Here is a 23,857-nt window from a genome sequence, read left to right as displayed (position 1 = left end):
CTACGCAATTCGTTCGTTTATCGCACACTAAGTCGTTAATCGAATTGAATAGCCCCTCGCTAACTCGCACCATGCGAGCAGCGAATCCTAGCGGCGGCAGTATTGCAGCCGAATTTGGCTGTACCTGAATCGCCTACTAACAATGAATAAGAAAGGACATTTGCGATGCACAAGCTTTCCAAGGCTTTGCTGACGCTGCTTGCCACCAGCGTCATGACCTGGGCCAACGCCGACGAGGCCGAGGTCACCCTCAAGGTTCACCACTTCCTGCCGGCGCACTCGGTGACCCAGGCCGACTTTCTCAAGCCCTGGGCAGAGAAGATCACCGCCGAATCCAATGGTCGAATCCAGTTTCAGTTCTACCCTTCCATGCAGTTGGGCGGCACCCCGCCGCAACTGATCGACCAGGCGCGTGACGGCGTCGCCGACATCGTCTGGACCCTGCCTGGCTACACCAGCGGCCGCTTCCCGCTGGCATCGGCATTCGAGATGCCGTTCATGAGCCGCTCTTCGGAAGCCAGCAGCCAGGCCATGTGGGATTTCCTCGAAGCCCACGGGCAGAAGGAGTTCGCCGACGTGCATCTGCTCGCGACTCACCTGACCGATGGCGCGCTGCTGCACACGGCGAAGAAGCCGGTGCGCAGCCTGGCCGACTTCCGTGGCCTGAAACTGCGCTCGGCCAACCGCATCTCCACCAAGCTGATTTCCATGCTCGGTGCCACCCCGGTGGCCATGCCGGTACCGCAGGTGCCGGAAGCGCTGTCCAAGGGTGTGGTCGACGGCGCCGTGCTGCCCTGGGACGTGGTCCCTGCACTGAAGCTGCAGGAACTGGTCAAGTACCACACCGAAATGGCGCCGGGTCAGCCAGCGTTGATGCACACCGCGCTGGTACTGGCGATGAACCCGGCCAAGTACGCCAGCCTGCCCGATGACCTGCGCAAGATCATCGACGCCAACAGCGGCCGTGAACTCTCACGCCAGGCCGGCCATATCTGGGATACCAACGTGATCGAGACCGGGCACAAGCTGGCGCAATCGCGTGGCAACGAGATCTACGTACTGCCCGCCGAAGAACAGGCCAAGTGGATGGCCATCGGCCGCAAGCTGGACAACGACTGGATCAAGGAAGTCGAGAGCAAAGGCAACGACAACGGTGCTGCGCTGCTGCAAGAAGTGCGCGACCTGATCGAAAGCTACAACGCCAAGCTGCCGCACTGATCGTTAACCCTCGTTGTGTTGGCCGGCACCTGCGGTGCCGGTCTTGCGGAGTCCTCTCATGATCGAAAACCCTGCCTTGCCCGGGCAGCCTCAGCGCACGCGCCCGTTCGGCCAGTTGCTCGATGTCCTGGCCCGTTGGCTGGCACTGGCTGGCGGCCTGGTGCTGGTCGCCATCACCCTGCTGTCGGCCTACAGCATCACCATGCGCAGCCTGTTCGACGCGCCACTGCTCGGTGACGTCGAGCTGGTGCAGATGGGCTGCGGCATTGCCGTGGTGAGTTTCCTGCCGTTGTGCCAGCTGCGTCGCAACAATGTCATCGTCGACGCCTTCACCTTGCGCGCCTCGGCCAACACCCGGCGCTATCTCGACACGCTCGGCTGCCTGCTGATGGCCGCCTGTGCAGCGCTGCTGGCCTGGCGCTCGATAATCGGCACCCTGGATACTTACCGCAACGGTGAGGAGTCGATCATCATGGGCATTCCGATGTGGTGGTCGATGACCCCCTTCGCGCCTTCTTTCGCCCTACTCGCCGTCGTTTCCCTGTACACCGCCTGGCTCGACCTGCGCGGTGAGGGAGGCCAACAATGAGCAGCGTCGCATTGGGCGGACTCTTCCTCGCCTTCCTCCTGGTTCTGCTGGCCATCCGCATTCCAATCGCCATCGCCATGCTGCTGACCGGTATTGGCGGCTACGTCTCGATCAGCGGTTGGGACCCCTTGCTCAACTACCTGAAGACGGTGGCCTACGCCCGCTACACCGTGTACGACCTGTCGGTGATCCCGCTGTTTCTGCTGATGGGGCAGTTCGCCTCGCGTGGCGGCCTGGCTACCGGCCTGTTCCGTGCCGCAGCCGCCATGGTCGGGCACTGGCGCGGTGGCCTGGCGATCTCCGCCATCGGCTCCTGCGCAGCCTTCGGCGCGGTCTGTGGCTCATCGGTGGCAACCGCCGCGACCATGGGCCAGGTGGCCCTGCCGGAGCTGCGTCGCTACAAGTACTCCAATTCGCTGGCAGTGGGTTGCCTGGCGGCCGGCGGCACCCTGGGCATTCTCATCCCACCCTCGGTGGTGCTGGTGATCTACGCCATTCTCGCCCAGCAGAACATCTCCACGCTGTTCATGGCCGCCTTCGTGCCGGGCATTCTCGCCGTCATCGGCTACATGATCGCCATTGCCATCTATGTGCGCCTGTTCCCGGACTCCGGGCCAGCGCAGGAGCGCTCGAGCTGGAAACAGCGACTGCAGGCGCAGCAGGGGGTGTGGCCGGTACTGCTGATTTTCCTGGTGGTGCTCGGGGGGATCTACGGTGGCTGGTTCACCCCTACCGAAGCTGCAGCCATCGGCACCGTGGGCACGGGGTTCTTCGCCTTCACCCTGGGCAAGATGCGTCTGGCCGAACTCAAGGAGGTGCTGCTGGGCACCGGCGTGACCACGGCCATGATCTTCATGATCCTGCTCGGCGCCGATGTGATGAATGCCTTCCTGGCCATCTCGCAGCTGCCCAACTTCATCGCCGAAACCATCAGCGGCGCAGGTCTGCAGCCGTTCCTGGTGCTGGCCGGAATTCTCGTCCTGTACCTGATCCTCGGCTGCGTGATGGACACCATGTCGATGATCCTGCTGACCATCCCGATCTTCTTCCCTGTGATCATGGGGCTGGACTTCTATGGACTGGACCAGACCGAGAAGGCCATCTGGTTCGGCATCCTGGCCCTGATGGTGGTGGAAATCGGCATGGTCACCCCGCCACTGGGCATGAACGTGTACGTGATTGCCGGCATGGCGCGCGATATCCCCATGAGTGAAGCCTTCAGAGGCATCGTGCCGTTCCTGATCTCGGACATCGTGCGCGTGGTCATCCTTGTGCTCTTCCCATCGATCACCCTGTGCCTGGTGCGCTGGCTGAACTGAGAACTCGCGATGCATTCAGACGAACGCCGCTGAACCCCGAATAACTGCCACCACTCTCCCCGATGTAGAAGCGTATCCGCCGCTGCGGAGGGGAGCTTTCAACCTTGAAAAAGGAAACGATAACAATGAAAAAAACCCTGTACCTCGCTCCCAGCGCAATCGCCATTGCAGTCATGGCCTCCAGCCTCTCGGTCGGCGTTCAGGCCGCCGGCTTCGTCGAAGACGCCAAGGTCACCCTCGGCCTGCGCAACTACTACTTCAACCGCAACTACCTCAACGGCACCGATCCGGTGATTCGCGGTGAACGCCAGGGCCAGGCCGAAGGCTGGACCCAGAGCTTCATCCTCGATGCCCGCTCCGGCTACACCCAGGGCACCGTCGGCTTCGGTCTCGATGTGCTCGGCCTTTACAGCATCAAGCTGGATGGCAACCGTGGCGCAGCCAACACCCAACTGATGCCGATCCACGATGATGGCCAGGCCGCCGACCAGTTCGGCCGCACCGCCGTGGCCGCCAAGGCCAAGATTTCCAAGACCGAACTGAAGGTCGGCGAATGGTTCGCCGTGCTACCGATCCTGCGCGCCGACGACGGTCGTTCGCTGCCGCAAACCTTCCAGGGCGCCCAGCTGACTTCCAACGAGATCGATGGCCTGACCCTGTACGGCGGCCAGTTCTGGAAGAACAGCCAGCGCAACGATGCCAGCCGTGAAGACATGTCGTTCGGCGGTGTGAAGGGCGACGACTTCAACTTCGGCGGTGGTGAGTACCGTTTCAATGGCAACAACACCATGGTCGGCGTCTGGCATGCCCGCCTGGAAGACGTCTACCAGCAAAGCTACGTGCAGTTGACCCACAGCCAACCGGTCGGTGACTGGGTACTGGGTGCCAACCTCGGCTATGTCACCGGCAAGGAAGAAGGCGCGGCCAAGGCCGGCAATCTGGACAACAAGGTCTATCAAGGCGCGTTCACGGCCAAGACCGGCAACAACACCTTCATGCTGGCCTACCAGCGACTGAGCGGTGACACCAAGTTCATGCGCATCGACGGCGCCAGTGGCGGCACCCTGGTCAACGACGGCTTCACCAACAGCTACGACAACCCTGAGGAGCGCTCCTGGCAGGTTCGCCACGACTACAACTTCGCCGGCCTCGGCATCCCGGGCCTGACCCTGATGAACCGCTACGTCAGCGGCTCCAACATCCACACCGGCGGCCGTACCGATGCCGAAGAGTGGGGTCGTGAATCCGAGCTGGCCTACACCATTCAGGAAGGCACGATGAAGAACCTGAGCATCCGCTGGCGTAACTCCGACGTGCGCCGCGACGTGGGCCAGGATCTGCACGAGAACCGTCTGATCATCAACTACCCGCTGTCGATTCTGTAAGCATCACGCGACATCGCTGCACAAGTGACTCCTAGTGTTACGGCACGTTCAGCCCGTCCTCGTGACGGGCTTTTTTTGATGTGCAACTGTTCGAGGAAGTACCCCCATGCGCTGGATTATCGAACGTAGCGCCGACCTCAAGGTCGGGCACAAACTCCTGCTGGGCTTCTCACTGGTCATGCTGCTGACCCTGGCAGTCGCCCTGGGTGGCTGGCGCACAGCCAGCGAGATTCTCGGGCATGCCGGTCAGTCGCTCCAGGTGGCGGACATCAAGCAACAGATCCTGCAACTGCGCTTGCAGGAGAAGGATTACCTGCTGGCGCCGCTGGCTGGTCATGACGCCGGCATCACCGAGCAACATGCGCGCATCGCCGCAGAGCTGGCTGACTTACCCACCGACGCCGAGCAACTCCAGCTGTTGCAGCACGGCAATGACGCCTACCTGCAGCAATTCGCTCAACTGCGCGCGGCGCAGTCTCAGGCAAGCACCGCACAGACCGGCATGGCGATTCGCGCCGACGAAGCGCTGATCCAGTTCGAGATGGTCACCCAGGACCAGTTCAACCTGATTCGCGATCGATTGTACGATGGCGAAACGGGCACGCAGAGCAGCGTCGACCAGGCCGAAGCGGCGGCGCGCCTGAGCCACACCCTGTTGCAGCTGCGCCTGGCGGAAAGCCAGTTCATCCGCAGCGCTGACAACGTCGATGCCGATCTCTGGCAAACGCGCTTCGCCAGCATGACCGAGGCAGCTCAGCAACTGCGCGCGCAACTCGCCGCCCTGCAGCAGGCATCCCTGGACGAGGCCCTGCGCGCACTCGACAGCTATCGCGAATCCTTCGAGCACTATCGCCATAGTCGCGAGGCCGAGCAGCGCAGTCGCAGCCAATTGGCCGACCTGGCGCAAGGCATGCTGCAGCATAGCAACGACCTGCAGCAGCACCAGCAACGCGCCATGCAAGCAGGCAACCGCACCTCCCTGCAAACCCTTGCCCTGCTCACGACTGCAGCACTGCTACTGGCTCTGCTCGCCAGTTGGCTTATCCGCCACCTGATCGTCGGGCCGCTGCAACACTGCCTGTTGCTGGCCCAGCAGGTCGCGGCCGGCAATCTCAGTGGCAGTCGTATCGTCGTGAGCCGTGATGAGGTCGGTCAGCTTCTGGGCGCACTGCAAACCATGCGCGACCACCTGCGCGAATTGATCGAGCAGATCGGTGGCAGCGCGACACAGATTGCCGCTGCGGCAGAGCAACTCTCGGCAGTCAGCGAACAGACCCGCGCGGGTGTGCGCGAGCAGAGCGAAGAGTCCAGCCAGACGGCCTGCGCCATGCAACAGATGGTCACCAGCGTGCAGCAGGTGGCCGGTGATGCCGAGCAGGCATCGCAGGCCGCGCAACAGGCAGAATTGCAGGCCCGTGATGGCGACCGCCAGGTGCATCGAGTAGTCGAGCAGATCGAACGCCTGGCCAGCGAAGTGGCGCATACCGGGCAGACGGTTGGCCTGGTGCAAGGCGAGAGTCAACGCATCGGCAGCGTGCTGGATGTAATCAAGGCAGTCGCCGAGCAGACCAATCTGCTGGCGCTCAACGCCGCCATCGAGGCCGCACGCGCCGGTGAACAAGGCCGCGGTTTCGCCGTGGTCGCCGATGAAGTACGCGCGCTGGCGCGCCGTACTCAGGACTCCACCAGCGAGATCGAGGCGCTGATCACCAGCCTGCAGAGCCGCGTACAAACGGCCGTTACCCAGACTCAGGCCAGCCAGACGCTGAGCCAGGACGCGATGAGCAGCGTCAAGCTGGCCGGCCAGAGCCTGACGCGCATCAATCAGGCGGTCGCACTGATCGAGCAGATGAACCAGCAGATCGCCAGCGCGGCCGAACAGCAGAGTGCGGTTGCCCTGGAGATCAACCGCAGCCTGGACAACGTACGCGGCATCGGCGAGCAGAGCGCCAGCGCCACCGAGCAGACCGCGCTATCGAGCGCCGAACTGGCCAGACTGGGCGGTGAATTGCAGCTGCGCATCGGCCGCTTTCGTACCTGAGGCCGAGAAACTGGCCTTGATCATCAAGGCCGTCGGGTGGACAACGCGAAGCTTGTCCACCGCTGCTGCTCACGAGCAAGACACAATCGCGGCCCTTTCCCGGATTGCATCCGGCTACACCGACAATAAATGACCGCTAACCGCACGACTTCCCGGGCAAATCATCCGACAGTGCTTGGCGCCCCGGTAGTCGCCACATAAAATTCGGAACCAAGTTCCAATAAATAACAAATGCGGAGATCTGCCATGGCCAACGCCCCACTCGACTGCGACCTGCTGGTGATTGGCTCCGGCGCGGCCGGCCTGGCAGCCGCCGTCAGCGCCGCGCACCTGGGCAAACGGGTGATCCTGGTAGAAAAGGACCCGGTATTGGGCGGCGCCACCGCCTGGTCCGGCGGCTGGCTGTGGGCGCCACGTAACCCGCTGGCCAGACGCGCCGGCATCGTCGAAGACATCGAGCAACCGCGTACCTACCTGCGTAACGAGCTGGGCGAACATTACCGCGCCGAGTTGGTGGACGCCTTTCTGCAGCACTGCCCCGAGATGGTGGCGTTCTTCGAGCAGCACACTGCCCTGCAGTTCGTCGACGGCAACGGCATCCCCGATATGCACGGCAACACGCCCGGTGCCGCCAGCGGTGGCCATCAGGTCATCGCCGCGCCCTACGATGGCCGCGAAGTGCTCGACCTGTTGCCGCGCCTGCGCAAGACCATGCGCGAGACCTCCTTCATGGGCATGCCGATCATGGCCGGCGCCGATCTCGCAGCCTTCCTCAACATGACCCGTTCACCCAAGGCGCTGCTGCACGTGATCCGGCGCTTCACCACCCATCTCTATCACCTGGCCCACTACGGACGCGCCATGCACCTGGTCAATGGCGTGGCGCTGATCGCACGCTTGGCGCGCTCGGCGCAGGATCTGGGTGTGCAGATGATGGTGTCCACGCCCGCGCAGCGCCTGATGATCGAAGACGGCAACGTATGCGGTGCCATGGTGCTGCACGCCGGTGAGGAAATGACTATCCGCGCCAAAGCGGTGGTACTGGCTGCCGGCGGTTTTCCCAACGACCCCGAACGCCGCAAGGCGATATTCCCGCGCGATGCCAGCGGCCACGACAACCTCGCCCTGCCGCCTGCCAGTTGCTCCGGTGACGGCCTGCGCCTGGGCGAATCAGCGGGCGGCCAGGTGGCCGACGACCTGCGCTCGCCGGTGGCCTGGGCGCCGGTTTCGAAGGTGCCCTACGCCGACGGCAGCGTCGGCCATTTCCCGCACATCATCGACCGCGGCAAGCCCGGCATCATCGGCGTGCTGCAAAACGGCAAGCGCTTCGTCAACGAGGCTGGCGGTTACTACGACTACGTCGACGCCATGCTCAAGGCCATTCCCGAGGATCAGCAGGCCTGCTCCTGGCTGATCTGCGACCACCGCTTCCAGCGCCGCTACGGCCTCGGCTTCGCTCGCCCGGCGCCAGTACCGCTGTGGCCACATATCCGCAATGGCTACCTCAAGCGCGGCCAGAGCCTGGAAGCACTGGCGCAGGCCTGTGGCATCGACCCGATCGGGCTCGTTGCCACCGTCGACGAGTTCAACCAGCATGCGCGCCGTGGCGAAGACCCACTGTTCGGGCGTGGCAGCACCGCGTTCAACCGTCGCAGTGGCGATGCCAAGCACAACGGTCCGAACCCCTGCGTAGCCCCTATCGAGCATGGCCCCTTCTATGCCGTGAAAGTACAACCGGGTTGCTTCGGCACCTTCGCCGGGCTGCGCACCGATGGGCATGCGCGGGTGCTCGATGGCACAGGCCAACCGATACCCGGGCTGTATGCAGCAGGTACGGACATGGCCAGCCCCATGGGTGGGCACTACCCGTCGGGCGGCATCAATCTCGGCCCTGCATTGACCTTTGGCTATATCGCCGGACGCCACGCGGCCACGGTCTGATATCGGCCAGCCATGGATGGCAGGCATAAAAAAGCGCCACCCGGATGCGTGGTCCGGGTAGCGCCCCATTGCTCGTACGAATCAGTCTTCCAGTGATTCCACGCCCAATTCGTCCCAGACTTCCTCGGCCAGGTGGAAGGTGGCATTGGCCGCCGGGATACCGCAGTAGATCGCGCTCTGCATGAGCACTTCCTTGATCTCGTCGCGGGTCACGCCGTTGTTCTTCGCTGCGCGCAGGTGCAGTTTCAGTTCGCCCTCGCGGTTCATGCCGATCAGCATGGCGATGGTGATCAGGCTGCGGGTGTGGCGCGGCAGGCCGGGGCGAGTCCAGATATCGCCCCAGGCGTGACGGGTGATCATCTCCTGGAACTCGCTGTTGAACGGCGTGAGCTTCTCCAGGCTGCGGTCGACATGGGCGTCGCCCAGCACCGCGCGGCGCACCTGCATGCCGGCTTCGTAGCGTTGTTTTTCGTCCATTTTCTGCTCCGTGGAAAAATGCTCTTGTAGGAGCGAGCTTGCTCGCGAACATCACGAGCGAAAAAGCTTCGCGAGCAAGCTCGCTCCTACAGAAAAACGTGCGATCAGGTGGTTAGGAAATCCAGCAGCGCCTGGGTAAAAGCCACGCCAGCCTCGACGTTGGACAGGTGCGCGGCGTGGAACTCCACCAGCTTCGCACCCGCTATCCGCTGCTGCATGAAGCGGCCGTGCTCGACGGTGGTCACCGGATCGAGGCTGCCGCAGACGATCAGCGTTGGCGACTGGATATCGGCAATCTGCTCGCGGAAATCGGCGTCGCGCACCGCTGCACAGTTGGCGGCGTAACCTTCGGGCGCAGTCTGCGCCAGCATGTCGACGATGGGCTCGACCTGCTGCGGCTGCGCGGCGGCGAAACCGGCAGTGAACCAGCGCGAGATCGAGGCGTCGCGCAGATCGCGCATGGCCTGCGCGCCGCCGGCCAGCACGGTGTCGATACGCGGGTTCCACACCTCCGGTGTGCCGATCTTGGCGGCGGTGTTGCACAGCACCAGGCGGGCGATGCGCTCGGGCGCGTTGAGCGCCAGCCACTGGCCGATCAACCCGCCCATGGACAACCCGCAGAAATGCGCCTTGGCGATATCCAGCGCGTCGAGCAGGCCCAGCACGTCGCGGCCCAGTTGCTCGATGCTATAGGGCCCTTCAGTCACCAGCGACTGGCCATGGCCACGGGTGTCGTAGCGTAGCACCTGGAAATCGCGGGTCAGCGTCGGCATCTGCACATCCCACATGTGCAGATCGGTACCCAGGGAGTTGGACAGCACCAGCACCGGCGCACCGGTCGGCCCTTCGAGCTGGTAGTTGAGGTCGCCATCGGCGAGACGTACGGCAGGCATGGATAGCTCCTAACGCGAAAATTGCTGGTGTTCGGCGACGGCCCGCTGCACCCAGCGGCGGGCCTGTCCCAGGTAATGGGCCGGATCGAGTAGACGCTCCAGCTCGGCGGCGGACAGCTCTGCGCTGACCTCGGCATTGGCGCCGAGCACCGCACGCAGGTGCGCGCCCTGCTGCACCGCCTGGCGGCAGCACTGCTCGACCAGATGATGGGCGGCGTCGCGGCCGATGCGCTGGGCCAGGGCGATGCTCACCGCCTCGGCCAGCACCAGGCCCTGGGTCAGTTCGAGGTTGGCACGCATGCGCGCGGCATCCACCCCCAGCCCAGGCACCGCCAAAAGCGCCTGCTGCAGCGCGCCGGAAACCAGGCAGCACAGCTCCGGCAGGGTTTCCCATTCGGCGTGCCACAGGCCCAGGCTGCGCTCGTGCTCCTGCGGCATGGTGGCGAACATCGTCGCCACCAGGCCCGGCGCGCGGGTGGCGGCGCCGATCAGCACCGCAGCGCCAACCGGGTTGCGCTTGTGCGGCATGGTGGACGAGCCGCCCTTGCCCGGCGCCGAGGGTTCGAAGACTTCGCCGGCCTCGGTCTGCATCAGCAGGCTGAGGTCGCGGCCGAGCTTGCCCAGGCTGCCGGCGATCAGCCCGAGCAGGCTGGCGAATTCCACCAGGCGGTCGCGTTGGGTGTGCCAGGGCTGCTCGGGCAGGTTCAGGCGCAGCTCATCGGCCAGTGCTTCGCTCACCGGCCAGGCCTGCTCGCCGAGCGCCGCCAGACTGCCGGAGGCGCCACCGAACTGCAGGCATAGCAAACGCGGCTTGAGTTCACTCAGGCGCTGACGATGGCGGGTGATGGCGCCGAGCACGCCGGCCAGCTTCATACCCAGGGTCACCGGGGTGGCCTGTTGCAACCAGGTACGCCCGGGCAACGGCGTGTCGGCATGGCGTTCGGCCTGCGCCGCGAGGGCATTGCCCAGGTTGGCGAGATCGCTTTCGATCAGCTCGATGGCTGCGCGCAGTTGCAGCACCAGGCCACTGTCCATGGCGTCCTGGCTGGTGGCGCCGAGGTGCACGTAGCGTTCGGCCTCGGCATTACTGGTGGCGATACGTTTGCCGAGGGCCTTGACCAGTGGAATGGCGGAATTGCCGGCGGTGGCGATGGCCTGGGCCAGCGCCGGGTAATCGTAGAGTTCAGCTTTACAGGCGGCCTCGATGGGCCCCACGGCCTCGGCGGGGATCAGCCCCACACGTGCCTCGGCCCGCGCCAGCGCGGCCTCGAAGTCGAGCATGCCCTGCACCCGACCGGCGTCGCAGAAGATCGCGCGCATGGCCGGGGCGGTGAAGTAGGCATCGAAGAGTTGGTTGCTCACGAGCGAAACGCTCCTGGGAAAAATGTACGGCTAGTGTGGCATCAACCGGCGGCGCCGCGCACGGAGGGGCGTCTGTGGGAGGGGCTTTAGCCGCGACGGCTTAAAGGCGTCGCCGCTGAAGCGCCTCCCACAAGGTTCACACCCGCTCGATGGCCAGCGCCAACCCCTGGCCCACGCCCACGCACATGGTCGCCAGACCAAGCTTGCCGGCGGTCTTCTCCAGGTGGTGAGCGGCGGTGAGCACCAGGCGATTGCCGCTCATGCCCAGCGGGTGGCCGAGGGCGATGGCGCCGCCATTCGGGTTGACCTTGGCGCTATCGTCCGGCAGGCCGAGGTCGCGGGTGACGGCCAGGCCCTGGGCGGCGAAGGCTTCATTCAGCTCGATCACGTCGAACTGCTCGATGCTCAGGTTCAGCCGCGCCAGCAGCTTGCGCACCGCCGGTACCGGGCCGACGCCCATGATGCGTGGCGCCACGCCGCCGCTGGCCATGCCCAACACCTTGGCGCGCGGCTTGAGGCCGTACTTCTGAACGGCTTCGGCAGAGGCCAGGATCATCGCCGAGGCGCCGTCATTGAGGCCCGAGGCGTTGCCGGCGGTGACGGTCTTGCCTTCGCCATTGACCGGCTTGAGCTTGGCCAGGCCTTCGGCGGTGGTGTCGGCACGCGGGTGCTCGTCACGGTCGACGACGATCTCGCCCTTCTTGGTCTTGATCACTACCGGGACGATTTCCTCGGCGTAGTAACCGCTCTCCTGAGCCGCCGCCGCACGCTGCTGGCTGCGCAGGCCGAAGGCATCCTGATCGGCGCGACTGATGCCGTAATCCTCGGCGACGTTGTCGCCAGTGACCGGCATCGGGTCGACGCCGTACTGCTCTTTCATCAGCGGGTTGACGAAGCGCCAGCCCAGGGTGGTGTCTTCCAGCTTCTGGCCACGGCCGAAGGCGCTGTCGGCCTTGCCCATCACGTAGGGTGCGCGGGTCATGGACTCTACGCCAGCGGCGATGGCCAGCTCCATTTCTCCAGTGGCGATGGCGCGGAAGGCGGCGCCCACCGCTTCCATGCCCGAGGCGCACAGGCGGTTAAGAGTCACGCCCGGCACCGTTTCCGGCAGACCGGCGAGCAGCAGCGCCATGCGCGCCACGTTGCGGTTGTCCTCGCCGGACTGGTTGGCGCAGCCCATGAACACTTCATCGACTGCCGACCAGTCGACCTGCGGGTTACGCTCGACCAGCGCCTTGAGCGGAATCGCCGCCAAGTCGTCGGCTCGCACCGCCGACAGGGCGCCATTGAGGCGCCCAATCGGCGTGCGCACGGCGTCGCAGATGAATACGTCGCGGCTCATTCCTCACCCCCGGCCTGGCCGTGGGCGGCGGCGGTGCGCGCTTCCAGGGCGCGCAGCGCTTCCAACTCGGTGTCGTTCGGCGCCTCGGTCACGGCCAGGTCGTCGGCGAAACGGATGGCCCAGCCGGTGTTCTCGATCACCTGCTCGCGGGTCACGCCCGGGTGCAGCGAGGTGACGATGAACTCGTTGCTACCGGCTTCCGGCTCCATGATGCACAGGTCGGTAATGATACCCACCGGGCCCTTGCCGGGCAGGCCGAGCTGCTGACGGTGGTCGCCGCCCTCGCCGAAACCGACCGATGTGATGAAGGCCAGCTTGTCGACGAAGGTGCGATGCGACTGCTTGAGGATGATCAGCACTTCCTTGGCGCTACCAGCGATCTCCGGCGCGCCGCCGGCACCGGGCAGGCGCACTTTCGGGTTGTGGTAGTCGCCGATCACGGTGGTGTTGATATTGCCGAACTTGTCGACCTGGGCCGCGCCGAGAAAACCGACGTCGATGCGCCCGCCCTGCAGCCAGTAGCGGAAGATTTCGCCAGTGGGCACCACGGTGTCGGCGGTTTCGGCCAGCTCACCGTCGCCGATCGACAGCGGCAGCACGCTGGGCTTGGCACCGATGGGGCCGGATTCGTAGATCAGCACGACGTCTGGCGAGGAGGTCAGGCGCGCCAGGTTGGCAGCCTTGGACGGCAGGCCGATGCCGACGAAGCAGACCGCGCCGTTCTTCAGGCGGCGGGCGGCGGCGACGGTCATCATTTCATTGGTGCTGTAGTGGCTCATCACTTGGCCTCCGCAATCTTGGCTTGGGCGATCTTTTCCCGGAACTGGGCGAAATCCTGAGTGCCGCGGATGTATTCATCGATCCAGGCGCTGAAGGTTTCACGGTCGCGGGCAATCGGGTCCCAGGCCTGATAGAAGCGGTTGTCGCGCTCGTAGTAGCCGTGGGCATAGGACGGGTGCGCGCCGCCAGGCACGTGGCAAACGGCGGTCAACGCCCAGCTCGGCAGCACGCAGGCATTCATCGGCGCCTTGAGGTCGTCGACGATTTCCTCGACCGTGACGATGCAGCGCTTGGCCGCCAGAGCCGCTTCCTTCTGCACGCCGAGGATGCCCCACAGCAGCACGTTGCCCTTGCGGTCGGCCTTCTGCGCGTGGATCACGGTGACGTCCGGGCGCACCGCCGGGGTAGCCGCCAGCTTCTCGCCGGTGAAGGGGCAGTCGATGAACTTGATGTTCGGGTTGACCTTCGGCAGGTCGGAGCCGGCATAGGCGCGCAGCAGGGCGAACGGCAGGCCGGAGGCACCGGCGACGTAGGAGTTGGCCAGGTCGGCGTGGCTGTGCTCGTCGATTTCCAGGGCGTTCGGCCACTGCTTCTCGACCGCATCGCGCAGGCGATGCAGCGAGCCGACACCGGGGTTTCCGCCCCAGGAGAAGGTCAGCTTGCGCGCGCAACCGGCGCCGATCAACAGGTCGTAGACCAGGTCCGGGGTCATGCGTACCAGATGCAGGTCTTTCTTGCCCTGGCGGATCAGCTCGTGGGAGGCGGCAGTGGGGATCAAATGGGTGAAGCCTTCGAGAGCGACGCAGTCGCCGTCGTTGACGTGGCGCGAAATGGCTTCGCCCAGGGTAATGATGTCGGCCATCGTGTTGTTCTCGCTTGGGTTGCAGGTGCCACCGGGCAGGGGTGGCGGTGAGTTCAGATTAGGGCGCGCCATGCGGCGGAACAATCCGATAATCGCCTTATCGTGCGATTATCGAACCATTCCTGATTAATGGTGCTGACAGCGCCTTACAGCAGGTTCCAGGTGTAACTGAGGATCAGGCGGTTCTCGTCGATATCGCTGCGGTAGTTGGAGCGCGCGGTGACGTTGCGCACGCGCACACCGAGCCCCTTGAGCGCGCCACTCTGCAGCGTGTAGCCGATATCCAGATCGCGCTCCCAGTCCTTGCCTTCGTAGCGCGCACCGCCACGGTTGGTGGCCTGGACATCGACGTTGTCGCCGCGGATGTAGCGCACCCCGGCCACCAGGCCCGGTACGCCCATGGCTGCGAAGTCGTAGTCGTAACGCAACTGCCAGGAACGCTCGTCGGCCGAGGCGAACTCGAATGTCGGCACCTCGTTGCCCAGCGGGCTGACGTTGGCGAATACGCGCGGGAAGGCGTCATCGCCGAACATCGCCTGGTAGCCGACATAGAAGGTGTGGCCACCGTGCCTGGCCGACAGCAGGGCGAACAGCGCTTGGTTGTCGATCTCACCGAGCAACTGCTTGCCGTCTTCGGCCGAGTCGTAGAAGCCGAGGTTGGCGCCCAGGGTCCAGGTGCCAACCGGCTGGCTGTGCTTGAGGCCGAGGAAGCGCTGGTCGTAGATGTCTTCCAGCTGCGCGTACCAGGCGCTGGCGGTGGTGCGCCCGGCGTTGAAGGCATAGTCGCCGCCGGCGTAGTTGAAAGCGTCGCTGGTCGCCGCGCGCTGCGGCAGGTGACCGAGCATGGCGAGCATCTTGTCGTCGCCAGCCTCGTTGCGCAGGCTGGTGGAATTGAGATGCCCGGCCTGCAGGGTCAGCCCGGCGAACTCGTTGGAGACGACGCTGACGCCCTGGTAGCTGGGCGGTAGCAGGCGGATATCGGAATAGGTCAGCACTGGCAGGTTGGGTTGCAATTCGCCCACCTTCAGCTCGGTCCTGGACACACGCAGCTTCGCTGCCAGGCCCAGGCGGCTGTAGTCGTCGGCGGCCTTGCCGCTCTCGCGGGTTGGCAACAGACCGGTATTGACTCGATCCGGGCTACTGTCGAGCTTGAGGCCGAGCAGGCCGATGGCATCCACGCCGAACCCCACCGGCCCAGGGGTGTAGCCGGATTTGACGTTGAGGATAAAGCCCTGCGCCCACTCCTCGGCCTTGGACTGCCGGTTAGGGCCGACGATGTCGGAAAAGTCGCGGCTGAAGTAGTAGTTGCGCGCCGTGAGCGTGGCACTGGCGTCTTCGATAAACCCTCCCTCGCCAGCCTGGCTCAGGCTCGGCAGGCAGGCGGCAATGGCGGTGGACAGCAGGCAAAGGCGTGGGCTGTGTTTCATCGGTAGCGTGCTCTTGTTGTTATCGAGGTTGCAGAAACCCGCCCGGCAGCCATTGGGAAGCCGGTTGGGGGTAGATGGATCGGGTCGATTGGAGCTATATCGCGGTTTGTAGGGGGTCGCGGGGCCGCCTAGGCCGTGCGCACCAATACAGACGGCAACTGTTGATACGCGCGATGTGGCAATGGTTGGTGCGCATGGCGCACCCTACGAAAGCCGGTCCAGACGCGGATATAGCGCTGTTCACTCGCGCACCGGCGCGGCCCTCGGGTTACTCATGGCGCTTGGCGATTGCTGCCGTGCTCGCAACAGCAGGTGTGCGGCGAGACCGAACAGCAGGCCCCAAAAGGCCGCCGACAAACCGAGAAAACTCACCCCGGAGGCCGTCACCAGAAAGGTGAACAGCCCGGCGTCGCGCTCCCTGGGCTCGTTCAGGCTGCGCGCCAGCGCCTCACTGAACGCGCCATATAGCGCGAGCCCCGCGAGGGCGGCGATCAGCGCGGCGGGAAAGGCGGCAAACAGCGACACCAGGGTGGCGCCACCAATGCCCAGCAGCAGGTAGGCCAGGCTGCCGGCCACTGCGGCGATGTAGCGCCGCTTGGGGTCTTCATGAGCCTCGCGGCCGGTGCAGAGGCTGGCGGTGACCGCCGCCAGGTTCAGGCCGTGGCAGCCGAATGGCGCCAACAGCGCGCCACCAATGGCACTGGCGCCGATGATCGGGCTGGCCGGTGTGTCATAGCCGGCGCCGCGAAGCACCGCCATGCCCGGCATGAACTGCCCGGTGAGCGCCACCAGCACCAGCGGCAGCGCCAGGTTGAGGCTGGCGGCCAGGCTGAACTCGGGGGCGATCCACTGCGGCGTAGCCAGTTCCAGCACCAGCGCCTCGCTGCGCAGCTGGCCGCCGAGCAGGGTCAGCGCCGCGCCCACCAGCAATACGCCGGCCACCGCATAACGCGGCGCGATTCGGCGCAGCAGCACGTAGGTGGCGAACATGCTGACGATCAGCAACGGCTGCTCCGGTAGCGCCTTGAACACCTCGATGCCGAAGGCGAACAGAATGCCGGCCTGCAGGCCAGCAGCGATGGAACCGGGCAGTTTGGCGATCAGCCGGTCGAAGCTGCCGCTCAGGGCAATCAGCAGCAGGATCAGGTTGGCCACCAGGTAGGCGCCGATGGCCTGGTTCAGGCCCAGTTCCGGCAGGGCGCCGACCAGCAGCGCGCTGCCGGGGATCGACCAGGCGATCACCACCGGCGTGCGGTAGCGCAGGCTGAGCAGCAGGCCCAACGCGCCACTGCCGATGGAAATCGCCCAGACCCAGGAAGACAGCAGCGCCTGCGACAGGCCGGCGCTTTCCGCGGCATGGAAGATCAGCACCAGCGGCCCTGCGTAGGAGATGGTGGTGGCGAGCAGCCCGGCCACCAGGGCGGGCAGAGAACAGTCGCGCAGCAAAGCCTGCATGTCAGCCTCGCAAGTCAGTGTGGCCTTCCGGCAGCGGAAGGCGCTCGGTGTCGGAACGACGGGCCCCTGCCTGCTCACAGGCAGGGGCTCGGCATGCGGCTCAGGCCTTGGCAGACACCAGCGCCGCGGTCGCTGCCGCCTGGCGCCGCTGGCCGCTGAGGGTGAACACCGCCATGGCCAGGGCAGCGATGGCCCCGGGCACGGCGAAGGCGATGAAATTCAGTTGCAGCGGCAGGTTGATCGCCATCAGCGCACCACCGAGCAGTGGGCCGACGATAGCGCCGTTGCGGCCGATGCCCGAGGCCCAGCCGAGGCCAGTGGAGCGGATCGACAGGCCGTAGAACTGTGCGGCACCGGCGTACAGCAGAATCTGCGTACCGATGGTGGTAGCGCCAGCAATGAAGATCAGCCCGTAGAGCACCGGCGTGGGGCTGTTGAAGCCCAGCAGGCTGATCGAGGCGGCGGCGGCGACGAAGAAGGCCACCATCACCTTGCCCAGGTTGAAGCGGTCGCCCAGCCAGCCGCCGAGGATCGCTCCGGCCATGCCGCCGAAGTTCAGCGCCAGCAGGAACGACAGGCTCGAACCCAGGCTGTAGCCGGAGTTGGCCATCAGTTTCGGTAGCCAGGAGCTCAGCGCGTAGACCATCAGCAGGCAGCAGAAGAACGCCAGCCACAGGCACAGGGTGCGCAGCGCACGACCGTCGCGAAACAGCTCGAATACGCCAACGCCCTGGCCCTTGCCATCGCTCATTTGCAGTTGGTCGGCGGCGTCGATCCGCAGGCCCGGCTCGACCTTGGCCAGCACCGCGCGGGCCTGCTCATGGCGACCCTGGCGCACCAGGAAACCCACCGACTCCGGCAGCTTCCACAGAATCAGCGGCAACAGCAGCAGCGGCACGGCGGCGGCGAAGAACATCGATTCCCAGCCGAAGCGCGGCAGCATGTAGATACCGACGCCGGCAGCGAGCATACCGCCCAGCGAGTAGCCGCTGAACATCACCGCCACCAGGGTGCTGCGCAGGCGCTTGGGCGCGTACTCGTTCATCAGCGCCACGGCGTTGGGCATCAGCCCGCCGCAGCCTAGCCCGGCGATAAAGCGGAAGATGCCGAACTCGGTGGGGCTGGAGGCAAAGCCGTTGAGGATGGTCGCCGTGGAGAACAGCACGAAGCAGATGGCGATGCCCTTCTTGCGCCCGACCCGGTCGGCCAGGGTGCCGAAGCCGAGGGCGCCGAACATCATGCCGAACAGCGCGTAGCTGCCCAGGGCGCCGGCCTCCAGCGGGGTCAGGTTCCACTCCTGCATGATCGACGGCAGCACCACGCCGAAGATGAACAGGTCGTAGCCATCGAAGATCAGCAGCAGCGCGCAGAGCGCCATGACCATCCAGTGAAAGCGGGAAAAACGCGCGTTGTCGATAACGGGGTGAACGTCTATCTGTCGCATGGCATCGGTTCTCGGTTTTGTTTTTGTTGTGAACTGCTCGGTTGATGTTTGTAGGAGCCCGCTTGCGGGCGATGCAGTTGATGGATCGCCGGCAAGCCGGCTCCTACGCGATCAGGGGACTAGCCGAGATCCCCGCCACCCACCGGCAGGGTCACGCCGGTGATATAGGAGGCCTCGTCGGAGGCGAGAAAGAGGATCGCGCCGACCTGCTCGTCGAGGGTTCCGTAGCGCTTCATCAGGCTGCTCTCGACGGTCTGATCGACGATCTGCTGGTACCAGGCCTTCTCCTGGTCGCTCGGCTCGGCGGCGTTGCGCGGGATGCGTCGCGGCGGCGCCTCAGTGCCGCCAGGGGCGGTGGCGTTGACGCGAATGCCGCGCTCGGCAGTCTCGAACGCCAGGCAGGCAGTTAGTGCGTTGACGCCGCCCTTGGCCGCGCCGTAGGGCACACGGTTGACCCCACGAGTGGCGATGGAGGAGACGTTGACGATGGCACCGCTTCCCTGCTTCAGCATCTGTGGCAATGCGGCGTGGCAGCACCACAGCGTGGGGAACAGCGATCGACGCACTTCGGCTTCGATCTGCGCGGTTTCGTAGTGCTCGAACGGCTTGGTCCAGATGGTGCCGCCGACGTTGTTGATCAGGATGTCCAGGCGGCCGAAACGCTCGACCGCCGCCTGCATCACGCCCTGGCAGTCGCCGGCCTGCTCCAGGTCGGCGGTCAGGCACAGCACACCGACCTGCTCGGCCAGTTCATTGATCAGCTCGGAGCGGTCCACCGCCACCACCTGCGCGCCCTCATCCAGCAACCGCTCGGCGACCCGTCGGCCGATGCCCTGGGCGGCGCCGGTGACCACGGCGACCTTGTCTTGGAAACGCTTGTTCATCTTGCCCACCTCAATCCGGGGTATCCGCTATCTACCCCCTCTCCCGCTTGCGGGAGAGGGCTGGGGAGAGGGTGGCGTTTGCCCCTCCTCTCCCCCGACCCCTCTCCCATAGGGAGAGGGGAGCCAACTTCTCAGGCGCTGGCAGCAAACTTCTCGTAATAGAAATTGGCCGGCGCGATGCCCTGTTCGCGGATGTAGGCGCTGACCGCCTCGACCATCGGCGGCGGGCCGCACAGATAGATGTCCACCTCGCCGTCGTTGAGGTGCCTGGGTTCGATGTGCTGGGTGACGTAGCCCTTGTGCGGGTAGCTGCTCTCGGGGCTGGCCACGCAGGCGCTGAAGCTGAAGCCGGGGATGCGCGCGGCGAAGGCTTCCAGCTTGTCCAGCTCGACCAGGTCATGGTCGTGGGTCACGCCGTAGATCAGGTGCAGCGGATGCGCGCTGCCCTCGGCGGCGATCTTCTCCAGCATTGCGGTAAAGGGCGCTAGGCCGGTGCCACCGGCCAGCAGCAGCAACGGGCGCTTGATCTCGCGCAGGTAGAAGCTGCCCAGCGGGCCGGCCAGGCTGATGCTGTCGCCGGCCTTGGCCAGGTTGCTCAGGAAGCTGCTCATCAGCCCGCCCGGCACGTTGCGGATCAGGAAGCTGACCTCGCCGTCCTTCTGCAGGCTGCTGAAGGAGTAGGCACGGCTCTGCTCACTGCCCGGCACCTGCAGGTTGACGTACTGCCCCGGCAGGAAGGCCAGCTGGCTCAGGGCCTCGCCCTTGACCGACAGGGCGATGGTGCTGTCGCTCAGTTTGCGCACCGCGCTGATGGCCGCCTCGAAGCTGGCCTGCTGGGTCTTGCACACTTGCGAGGACGCCGGCACGCGGATCACGCAGTCGCTCTCGGCGCGCATCTGGCAGGTCAGCACGTAGCCCTGCTCGGCCTCGGTCTGGCTCAGGGCGTCCTCGATGTATTCCTCGCCGAGGTCGTACTGGCCGGCTTCGGCGAAGCACTTGCAGGCGCCGCAGGCGCCATCGCGGCAGTCCAGCGGGATATTGATGCCCTGGCGATAGGCGGCGTCGGCCACCGTCTCACCCAGGTTGGCGTCGATAAAGCGGGTCACCCCGTCTTCGAAATTCAGTGCGATCTTGTGGCTCATGGCGCACCTCGCTATGCGGTTGGCGGCGTGCAGAAGCCCGCGACGGGAGCCAATGGCCCCGCCGGCAGCGCTGCAGCGGATTCAGATGTGGTAGACGTCGATGATCTGTCTGACGTAATCGTTCTTCAGCACCACCTTCTTGGCCTTGATCAGCGGGTTCTCGCCGCGGGTATCCAGGGTGTAGAAGCTGCTGCCGTAGAAGTGATCGACGGTCTTGTAGCGAAAGCTCAGGGTGTGCCAGTTGAAGCGCACCTTGGTGAGGTCCTCTTCCTGCTCGACGATCTCGATGTTGTTGATGTTGTGCGAGGTGCGGGTATCCGGGATGGTGGCGCTGGAGCGCTCGGTGCGGATGCGGAACACCCGGTCCTCCAGGCCGCCGCGGTTGCCGTACCAGATCAGCGAGATCTCGGTCTGCGGGTTTTCAACCAGCTGATCGGCATCGTCCCAGGCCGGCATCCAGAACTCGGCATCCGGGGCGTACAGCTCCAGCCACTGATCCCACTGCTTGTCGTCCAGGTAGCGCGCCTCGCGGTAGAGGAAGTCGCGCACGGCGTCATAGGAAAGGCTCATTTACGCACCCTCCACGTGGATCAGTTGGTCCTGTTCTTTCTTCACTGCCTGGATCATCTGCTGCTGCCAGTAGTGGTGCTGCAGCACGAACAGACCTTCGTCCTCGGTGCGCACGCCGCTCATCAACGGCTGCAGGTCGATCTCCTTGGCCGAGTCGTCGGCGCCGTCGATCCAGTGCTTGGCGCCGCGGGACATGTCGTTCCACTCCATCGCGCGGCCGGCGAAGCCCTGCTGGCAGGCGCGGAATTCTTCCAGGTCATCAGGGGTGGCCATGCCGGAGACGTTGAAGAAATCCTCGTACTGGCGGATACGACGGGCGCGGGCCTCGGCACTCTCGCCCTTGGGCGCGATGCAGTAGATGGTCACTTCGGTCTTGTCCACCGACAGCGGGCGGGCGATGCGCAGCTGCGAGCCGAACTGATCCATCAGGTACAGGTTGGGGTACAGGCAGAGGTTGCGCGAGTGGCCGATCATCCAGTCGGCACGGGCCTCGCCGAACTCGGCGGCGAGGCGCTCGCGGTCGGCGAACAGCGGGCGGTCCTCGGGGTTGTCCCAACGGGTCCAGAGCAGCAGGTGGCCGTTCTCGAACGAGTAGAAACCGCCGCCCTTCTTGCCCCAGCCGCCGGCGCTCATGGCGCGGATATCGTCGCCGGCCTCTTTCAGCTTGCGCTGCTGCTGGGTGGCGGCGTAGTTCCAGTGCACGGCGGTGACGTGGTAGCCGTCGGCGCCGTTTTCCGCCTGCAGCTTCCAGTTGCCCTCATAGACGTAGGTGCTGGAGCCGCGCAGCACTTCCAGGCCTTCGCTGGACTGGTCGCAGATCATGTCGATGATCGTCTTCGACTCGCCGAGGAACTCTTCGAGCGGAGCCACGTCCTCACGAAGGCTGCCGAACAGGAAGCCGCGGTAGGACTCGAAGCGGGCGACCTTCTTCAGGTCGTGGGAGCCGTCGCAGTTGAAGCTGTCCGGGTAGCCGGCTTCCTTGGGATCCTTGACCTTGAGCAGCTTGCCGCTGTTGTTGAAGGTCCAGCCGTGGAACGGGCAGGTGTAGCTGGCCTTGTTGCCGCTCTTGAAGCGGCAGAGCATGGCGCCGCGATGGCTGCAGGCGTTGATGAAGGCGTTGAGTTCACCGTCCTTGTTGCGCGCGATGAAGATCGGCTGGCGCCCCATGTGGGTGGTGTAGTAGTCGTTGACGTTGGGGATCTGGCTCTCGTGGGCCAGGTACAGCCAGTTGCCCTCGAAGATGTGCTGCATCTCCAGGTCGAACAACCGGGGGTCGGTGAACATCTCGCGCTTGCAGCGGAAAATGCCCTTGTCCTTGTCTTCTTCAAGCAGGCTATTGAGGTAGTCGAGTCCCAGGTTCATGGCCATGGCTCCGTTGTTATTGTTTCAACGGTTCCAAGGCTATGCCGCCTGATTGTCCGACAATATCCAGTTCGTGCAGGACCTTTATCCGTTTTCTGCAGGGTGCGACCAAGGTCGTAGAAGCCAGAGATGACGGGGCCTGCGCGACGCTTCATCGGCCGTAGGGTGCGCCGCGCGCACCGAGAAGGCGGGAAATCAGGACTCGCGGCGACGCAGGGTATCGGAGGGCAGTTCGCCGAAGGCGCTCTTGTAGCTCTCGGAGAAGCGGCCAAGGTGAAGGAAGCCGTAGTCCAGCGCCACCTCGGTGATATTGCGCACCTTGGCCGACGGATCGCTGAGGCAGGCATGCACCCGCTCCAGCTTGCGCTGGCGGATGTAGTGCTTGGGCGTGGTGCCCAGATGCTTGTCGAACAGCCCGTAGAGCGAGCGCGGGCTGATATGGGCCAGCTGAGCCAGCTGCTCGAGGCTGATGTCCTGTTTGAGGTTGTCGTCGATGAACTGCACCAGGCGCTCGAACGAAGGGTTGCTCTCGGCCAACTCCACACGACTGACATTGTTGCCCAGCAGGCCGAGCAGCTTGCTGGCGATGATCCGCGTGTAGTGCTCCTGCACCGATGGCAGCGACTGCTCGCTCTCGGCCTCGTCGCAGACCAGACCGAGCAGATTGGTGAAGCCTTCGAGCTGCTGCAGCTGGTGGCGCGAGGCGAAGCGCACGCCATCGGCCGGGCGCTGCCAGTGGTTGTCGCTGCAGGCGCGCTCGATCAACTGGGCCGGCAGCTTGACGATGAACTTCTCGCAATCGTCGGAATAGGTCAGGTCGACCGGATCATCCGGGTTGATCAACAGCAGTTCGCCGGGGGTGAAGTAGTGTTCCTGGCTGTAGCCACGCCACAGGCAGTGGCCCTGTAGCAGCACCTGCAGGTGGTAGATGGTCTCCAGCGCCGGCGAGGTGACGCGCACGCTGCCGCCGTAGCTGATACGGCACAGGTCAAGACTCGCGAAGCTGCGATGACTGAGGCTGGCGGCCAGACGGCCGCTGCTGGGCAGGCGGATGCAGTGCGAGCCGACATGCTGGTTGACGTAGTCGGATACCGCATAGGGGTCGGCGTTGGCGAACAGCCGACTCTTCTCGTTCAGCAGGCGACAGTCCATGACTCACGGCACTCTTATCATTGTTATTTGAGTAGCGGGTACTGACGGGCCAAGGCAGCCCTCCTCGCTCGAACCATAGATACAGGCAAATGGCCCATACCTGATCACAAACCGATCAACGGTTGACCGCAGCAGGTTAGCGGCTCGACGAGCTTAGGCAATCGGATCTTGGACGAATATCGCTGCGGGCGATTACCGCCCGGTTTCGTGAA

At 64.8% G+C, this 23,857-nt stretch carries 20 protein-coding genes and 1 pseudogene; 7 read left to right on the top strand and 14 right to left on the bottom strand.

Annotated features, from left to right (window positions below; all coding sequences use genetic code 11):
• The first annotated feature begins 165 nt into the window (after positions 1 to 165).
• From GV002_RS03485 to GV002_RS03460, 7 genes and pseudogenes are all read left to right on the top strand, one after another.
• Positions 166 to 1,218 (top strand): TRAP transporter substrate-binding protein, encoded by a 1,053-nt coding sequence (locus GV002_RS03485; protein ID WP_045736188.1) that lies wholly within the window; start codon positions 166 to 168, stop codon positions 1,216 to 1,218.
• Positions 1,219 to 1,276: 58 nt separating this feature from the next.
• Positions 1,277 to 1,807, top strand: a complete 531-nt coding sequence (locus GV002_RS03480) for a TRAP transporter small permease (RefSeq protein ID WP_160017064.1) — start codon at positions 1,277 to 1,279, stop codon at positions 1,805 to 1,807.
• On the top strand, positions 1,804 to 3,126 hold the full coding sequence (locus GV002_RS03475) for a TRAP transporter large permease (protein WP_160017063.1): 1,323 nt from the start codon (positions 1,804 to 1,806) through the stop codon (positions 3,124 to 3,126). The genes GV002_RS03480 and GV002_RS03475 overlap by 4 nt, the downstream gene beginning before the upstream one ends.
• A 125-nt stretch (positions 3,127 to 3,251) precedes the next feature.
• On the top strand, positions 3,252 to 4,511 hold the full coding sequence (locus GV002_RS03470) for an OprD family porin (protein WP_160017062.1): 1,260 nt from the start codon (positions 3,252 to 3,254) through the stop codon (positions 4,509 to 4,511).
• Positions 4,512 to 4,617: 106 nt separating this feature from the next.
• Positions 4,618 to 5,697: pseudogene (locus GV002_RS24525) on the top strand (methyl-accepting chemotaxis protein); the annotation flags it as partial.
• Positions 5,689 to 6,552: a methyl-accepting chemotaxis protein gene (locus tag GV002_RS24520; protein ID WP_372241824.1), complete on the top strand. Its 864-nt coding sequence runs from the start codon at positions 5,689 to 5,691 to the stop codon at positions 6,550 to 6,552. The pseudogene GV002_RS24525 and the gene GV002_RS24520, both read left to right, overlap by 9 nt.
• A 246-nt stretch (positions 6,553 to 6,798) precedes the next feature.
• On the top strand, positions 6,799 to 8,493 hold the full coding sequence (locus tag GV002_RS03460) for an FAD-dependent oxidoreductase (RefSeq protein WP_160017060.1): 1,695 nt from the start codon (positions 6,799 to 6,801) through the stop codon (positions 8,491 to 8,493).
• 81 nt (positions 8,494 to 8,574) lie between these two features.
• Here GV002_RS03460 and pcaC read toward each other — a convergent pair whose 3' ends face one another.
• The 14 genes from pcaC to GV002_RS03390 form a co-directional block, all read right to left on the bottom strand.
• Positions 8,575 to 8,970 carry a 4-carboxymuconolactone decarboxylase gene (gene pcaC / locus GV002_RS03455; RefSeq protein ID WP_160017059.1) on the bottom strand — a complete coding sequence of 132 codons (396 nt, stop codon included), beginning with the start codon at positions 8,968 to 8,970 and terminating at the stop codon, positions 8,575 to 8,577.
• Between the two features lie 104 nt (positions 8,971 to 9,074).
• A complete protein-coding gene (gene pcaD, locus GV002_RS03450) occupies positions 9,075 to 9,863 on the bottom strand; it encodes a 3-oxoadipate enol-lactonase (RefSeq protein ID WP_160017058.1) in 789 nt (262 codons plus the stop codon).
• Positions 9,864 to 9,872: 9 nt separating this feature from the next.
• Entirely contained in the window at positions 9,873 to 11,225 is a 1,353-nt protein-coding gene (locus tag GV002_RS03445) for a 3-carboxy-cis,cis-muconate cycloisomerase (protein ID WP_160017057.1), read from the bottom strand.
• A 136-nt stretch (positions 11,226 to 11,361) separates the two neighbouring features.
• Complete coding sequence (gene pcaF, locus GV002_RS03440; RefSeq protein ID WP_160017056.1) at positions 11,362 to 12,567, bottom strand: 3-oxoadipyl-CoA thiolase; 1,206 nt, start codon at positions 12,565 to 12,567, stop codon at positions 11,362 to 11,364.
• The gene (locus GV002_RS03435; protein ID WP_160017055.1) at positions 12,564 to 13,346 is read right to left on the bottom strand and encodes a CoA-transferase subunit beta; all 783 of its coding nucleotides are present in this window, start codon (positions 13,344 to 13,346) and stop codon (positions 12,564 to 12,566) included. Before GV002_RS03435 ends, pcaF begins: the two co-directional genes overlap by 4 nt.
• A complete protein-coding gene (locus tag GV002_RS03430; protein ID WP_160017054.1) occupies positions 13,346 to 14,209 on the bottom strand; it encodes a CoA transferase subunit A in 864 nt (287 codons plus the stop codon). The genes GV002_RS03435 and GV002_RS03430 overlap by 1 nt, the downstream gene beginning before the upstream one ends.
• 146 nt (positions 14,210 to 14,355) lie before the next feature.
• Positions 14,356 to 15,636 carry an OprD family porin gene (locus GV002_RS03425; protein ID WP_160017053.1) on the bottom strand — a complete coding sequence of 427 codons (1,281 nt, stop codon included), beginning with the start codon at positions 15,634 to 15,636 and terminating at the stop codon, positions 14,356 to 14,358.
• Between the two features lie 240 nt (positions 15,637 to 15,876).
• The gene (locus tag GV002_RS03420; RefSeq protein ID WP_160017052.1) at positions 15,877 to 17,091 is read right to left on the bottom strand and encodes a benzoate/H(+) symporter BenE family transporter; all 1,215 of its coding nucleotides are present in this window, start codon (positions 17,089 to 17,091) and stop codon (positions 15,877 to 15,879) included.
• Positions 17,092 to 17,191: 100 nt separating this feature from the next.
• Positions 17,192 to 18,535, bottom strand: a complete 1,344-nt coding sequence (locus GV002_RS03415) for an MFS transporter (RefSeq protein ID WP_160017051.1) — start codon at positions 18,533 to 18,535, stop codon at positions 17,192 to 17,194.
• A gap of 119 nt (positions 18,536 to 18,654) precedes the next feature.
• Positions 18,655 to 19,419 carry a 1,6-dihydroxycyclohexa-2,4-diene-1-carboxylate dehydrogenase gene (locus GV002_RS03410; protein ID WP_160017050.1) on the bottom strand — a complete coding sequence of 255 codons (765 nt, stop codon included), beginning with the start codon at positions 19,417 to 19,419 and terminating at the stop codon, positions 18,655 to 18,657.
• 131 nt (positions 19,420 to 19,550) lie between these two features.
• A complete protein-coding gene (gene benC, locus GV002_RS03405; RefSeq protein ID WP_160017049.1) occupies positions 19,551 to 20,561 on the bottom strand; it encodes a benzoate 1,2-dioxygenase electron transfer component BenC in 1,011 nt (336 codons plus the stop codon).
• A gap of 81 nt (positions 20,562 to 20,642) precedes the next feature.
• Positions 20,643 to 21,131 (bottom strand): benzoate 1,2-dioxygenase small subunit, encoded by a 489-nt coding sequence (benB, locus tag GV002_RS03400; RefSeq protein WP_160017048.1) that lies wholly within the window; start codon positions 21,129 to 21,131, stop codon positions 20,643 to 20,645.
• On the bottom strand, positions 21,132 to 22,493 hold the full coding sequence (gene benA / locus GV002_RS03395; protein WP_160017047.1) for a benzoate 1,2-dioxygenase large subunit: 1,362 nt from the start codon (positions 22,491 to 22,493) through the stop codon (positions 21,132 to 21,134).
• A gap of 195 nt (positions 22,494 to 22,688) precedes the next feature.
• Entirely contained in the window at positions 22,689 to 23,645 is a 957-nt protein-coding gene (locus GV002_RS03390) for an AraC family transcriptional regulator (RefSeq protein ID WP_160017046.1), read from the bottom strand.
• Positions 23,646 to 23,857 lie beyond the last annotated feature (212 nt).

This window comes from Pseudomonas sp. 8O, from assembly GCF_902506495.1.
Taxonomy (GTDB): domain Bacteria; phylum Pseudomonadota; class Gammaproteobacteria; order Pseudomonadales; family Pseudomonadaceae; genus Aquipseudomonas; species Aquipseudomonas chaetocerotis.
The sequence above is the reverse complement of the archived record's forward strand: the minus strand, read 5'-3'. Positions and strand labels throughout refer to the sequence as shown.

What these genes read in the sequence shown, in the direction of transcription:
- GV002_RS03485 (WP_045736188.1), top strand. Translation starts at nt 166, where the DNA reads ATGCACAAGCTTTCCAAGGCTTTGCTGACGCTGCTTGCCACCAGCGTC.
- GV002_RS03480 (WP_160017064.1), top strand. Translation starts at nt 1,277, where the DNA reads ATGATCGAAAACCCTGCCTTGCCCGGGCAGCCTCAGCGCACGCGCCCG.
- GV002_RS03475 (WP_160017063.1), top strand. Translation starts at nt 1,804, where the DNA reads ATGAGCAGCGTCGCATTGGGCGGACTCTTCCTCGCCTTCCTCCTGGTT.
- GV002_RS03470 (WP_160017062.1), top strand. Translation starts at nt 3,252, where the DNA reads ATGAAAAAAACCCTGTACCTCGCTCCCAGCGCAATCGCCATTGCAGTC.
- GV002_RS24520 (WP_372241824.1), top strand. Translation starts at nt 5,689, where the DNA reads ATGCGCGACCACCTGCGCGAATTGATCGAGCAGATCGGTGGCAGCGCG.
- GV002_RS03460 (WP_160017060.1), top strand. Translation starts at nt 6,799, where the DNA reads ATGGCCAACGCCCCACTCGACTGCGACCTGCTGGTGATTGGCTCCGGC.
- pcaC (WP_160017059.1), bottom strand. Translation starts at nt 8,970, where the DNA reads ATGGACGAAAAACAACGCTACGAAGCCGGCATGCAGGTGCGCCGCGCG.
- pcaD (WP_160017058.1), bottom strand. Translation starts at nt 9,863, where the DNA reads ATGCCTGCCGTACGTCTCGCCGATGGCGACCTCAACTACCAGCTCGAA.
- pcaF (WP_160017056.1), bottom strand. Translation starts at nt 12,567, where the DNA reads ATGAGCCGCGACGTATTCATCTGCGACGCCGTGCGCACGCCGATTGGG.
- GV002_RS03435 (WP_160017055.1), bottom strand. Translation starts at nt 13,346, where the DNA reads ATGAGCCACTACAGCACCAATGAAATGATGACCGTCGCCGCCGCCCGC.
- GV002_RS03430 (WP_160017054.1), bottom strand. Translation starts at nt 14,209, where the DNA reads ATGGCCGACATCATTACCCTGGGCGAAGCCATTTCGCGCCACGTCAAC.
- GV002_RS03425 (WP_160017053.1), bottom strand. Translation starts at nt 15,636, where the DNA reads ATGAAACACAGCCCACGCCTTTGCCTGCTGTCCACCGCCATTGCCGCC.
- GV002_RS03420 (WP_160017052.1), bottom strand. Translation starts at nt 17,091, where the DNA reads ATGCAGGCTTTGCTGCGCGACTGTTCTCTGCCCGCCCTGGTGGCCGGG.
- GV002_RS03415 (WP_160017051.1), bottom strand. Translation starts at nt 18,535, where the DNA reads ATGCGACAGATAGACGTTCACCCCGTTATCGACAACGCGCGTTTTTCC.
- GV002_RS03410 (WP_160017050.1), bottom strand. Translation starts at nt 19,419, where the DNA reads ATGAACAAGCGTTTCCAAGACAAGGTCGCCGTGGTCACCGGCGCCGCC.
- benC (WP_160017049.1), bottom strand. Translation starts at nt 20,561, where the DNA reads ATGAGCCACAAGATCGCACTGAATTTCGAAGACGGGGTGACCCGCTTT.
- benB (WP_160017048.1), bottom strand. Translation starts at nt 21,131, where the DNA reads ATGAGCCTTTCCTATGACGCCGTGCGCGACTTCCTCTACCGCGAGGCG.
- benA (WP_160017047.1), bottom strand. Translation starts at nt 22,493, where the DNA reads ATGAACCTGGGACTCGACTACCTCAATAGCCTGCTTGAAGAAGACAAG.
- GV002_RS03390 (WP_160017046.1), bottom strand. Translation starts at nt 23,645, where the DNA reads ATGGACTGTCGCCTGCTGAACGAGAAGAGTCGGCTGTTCGCCAACGCC.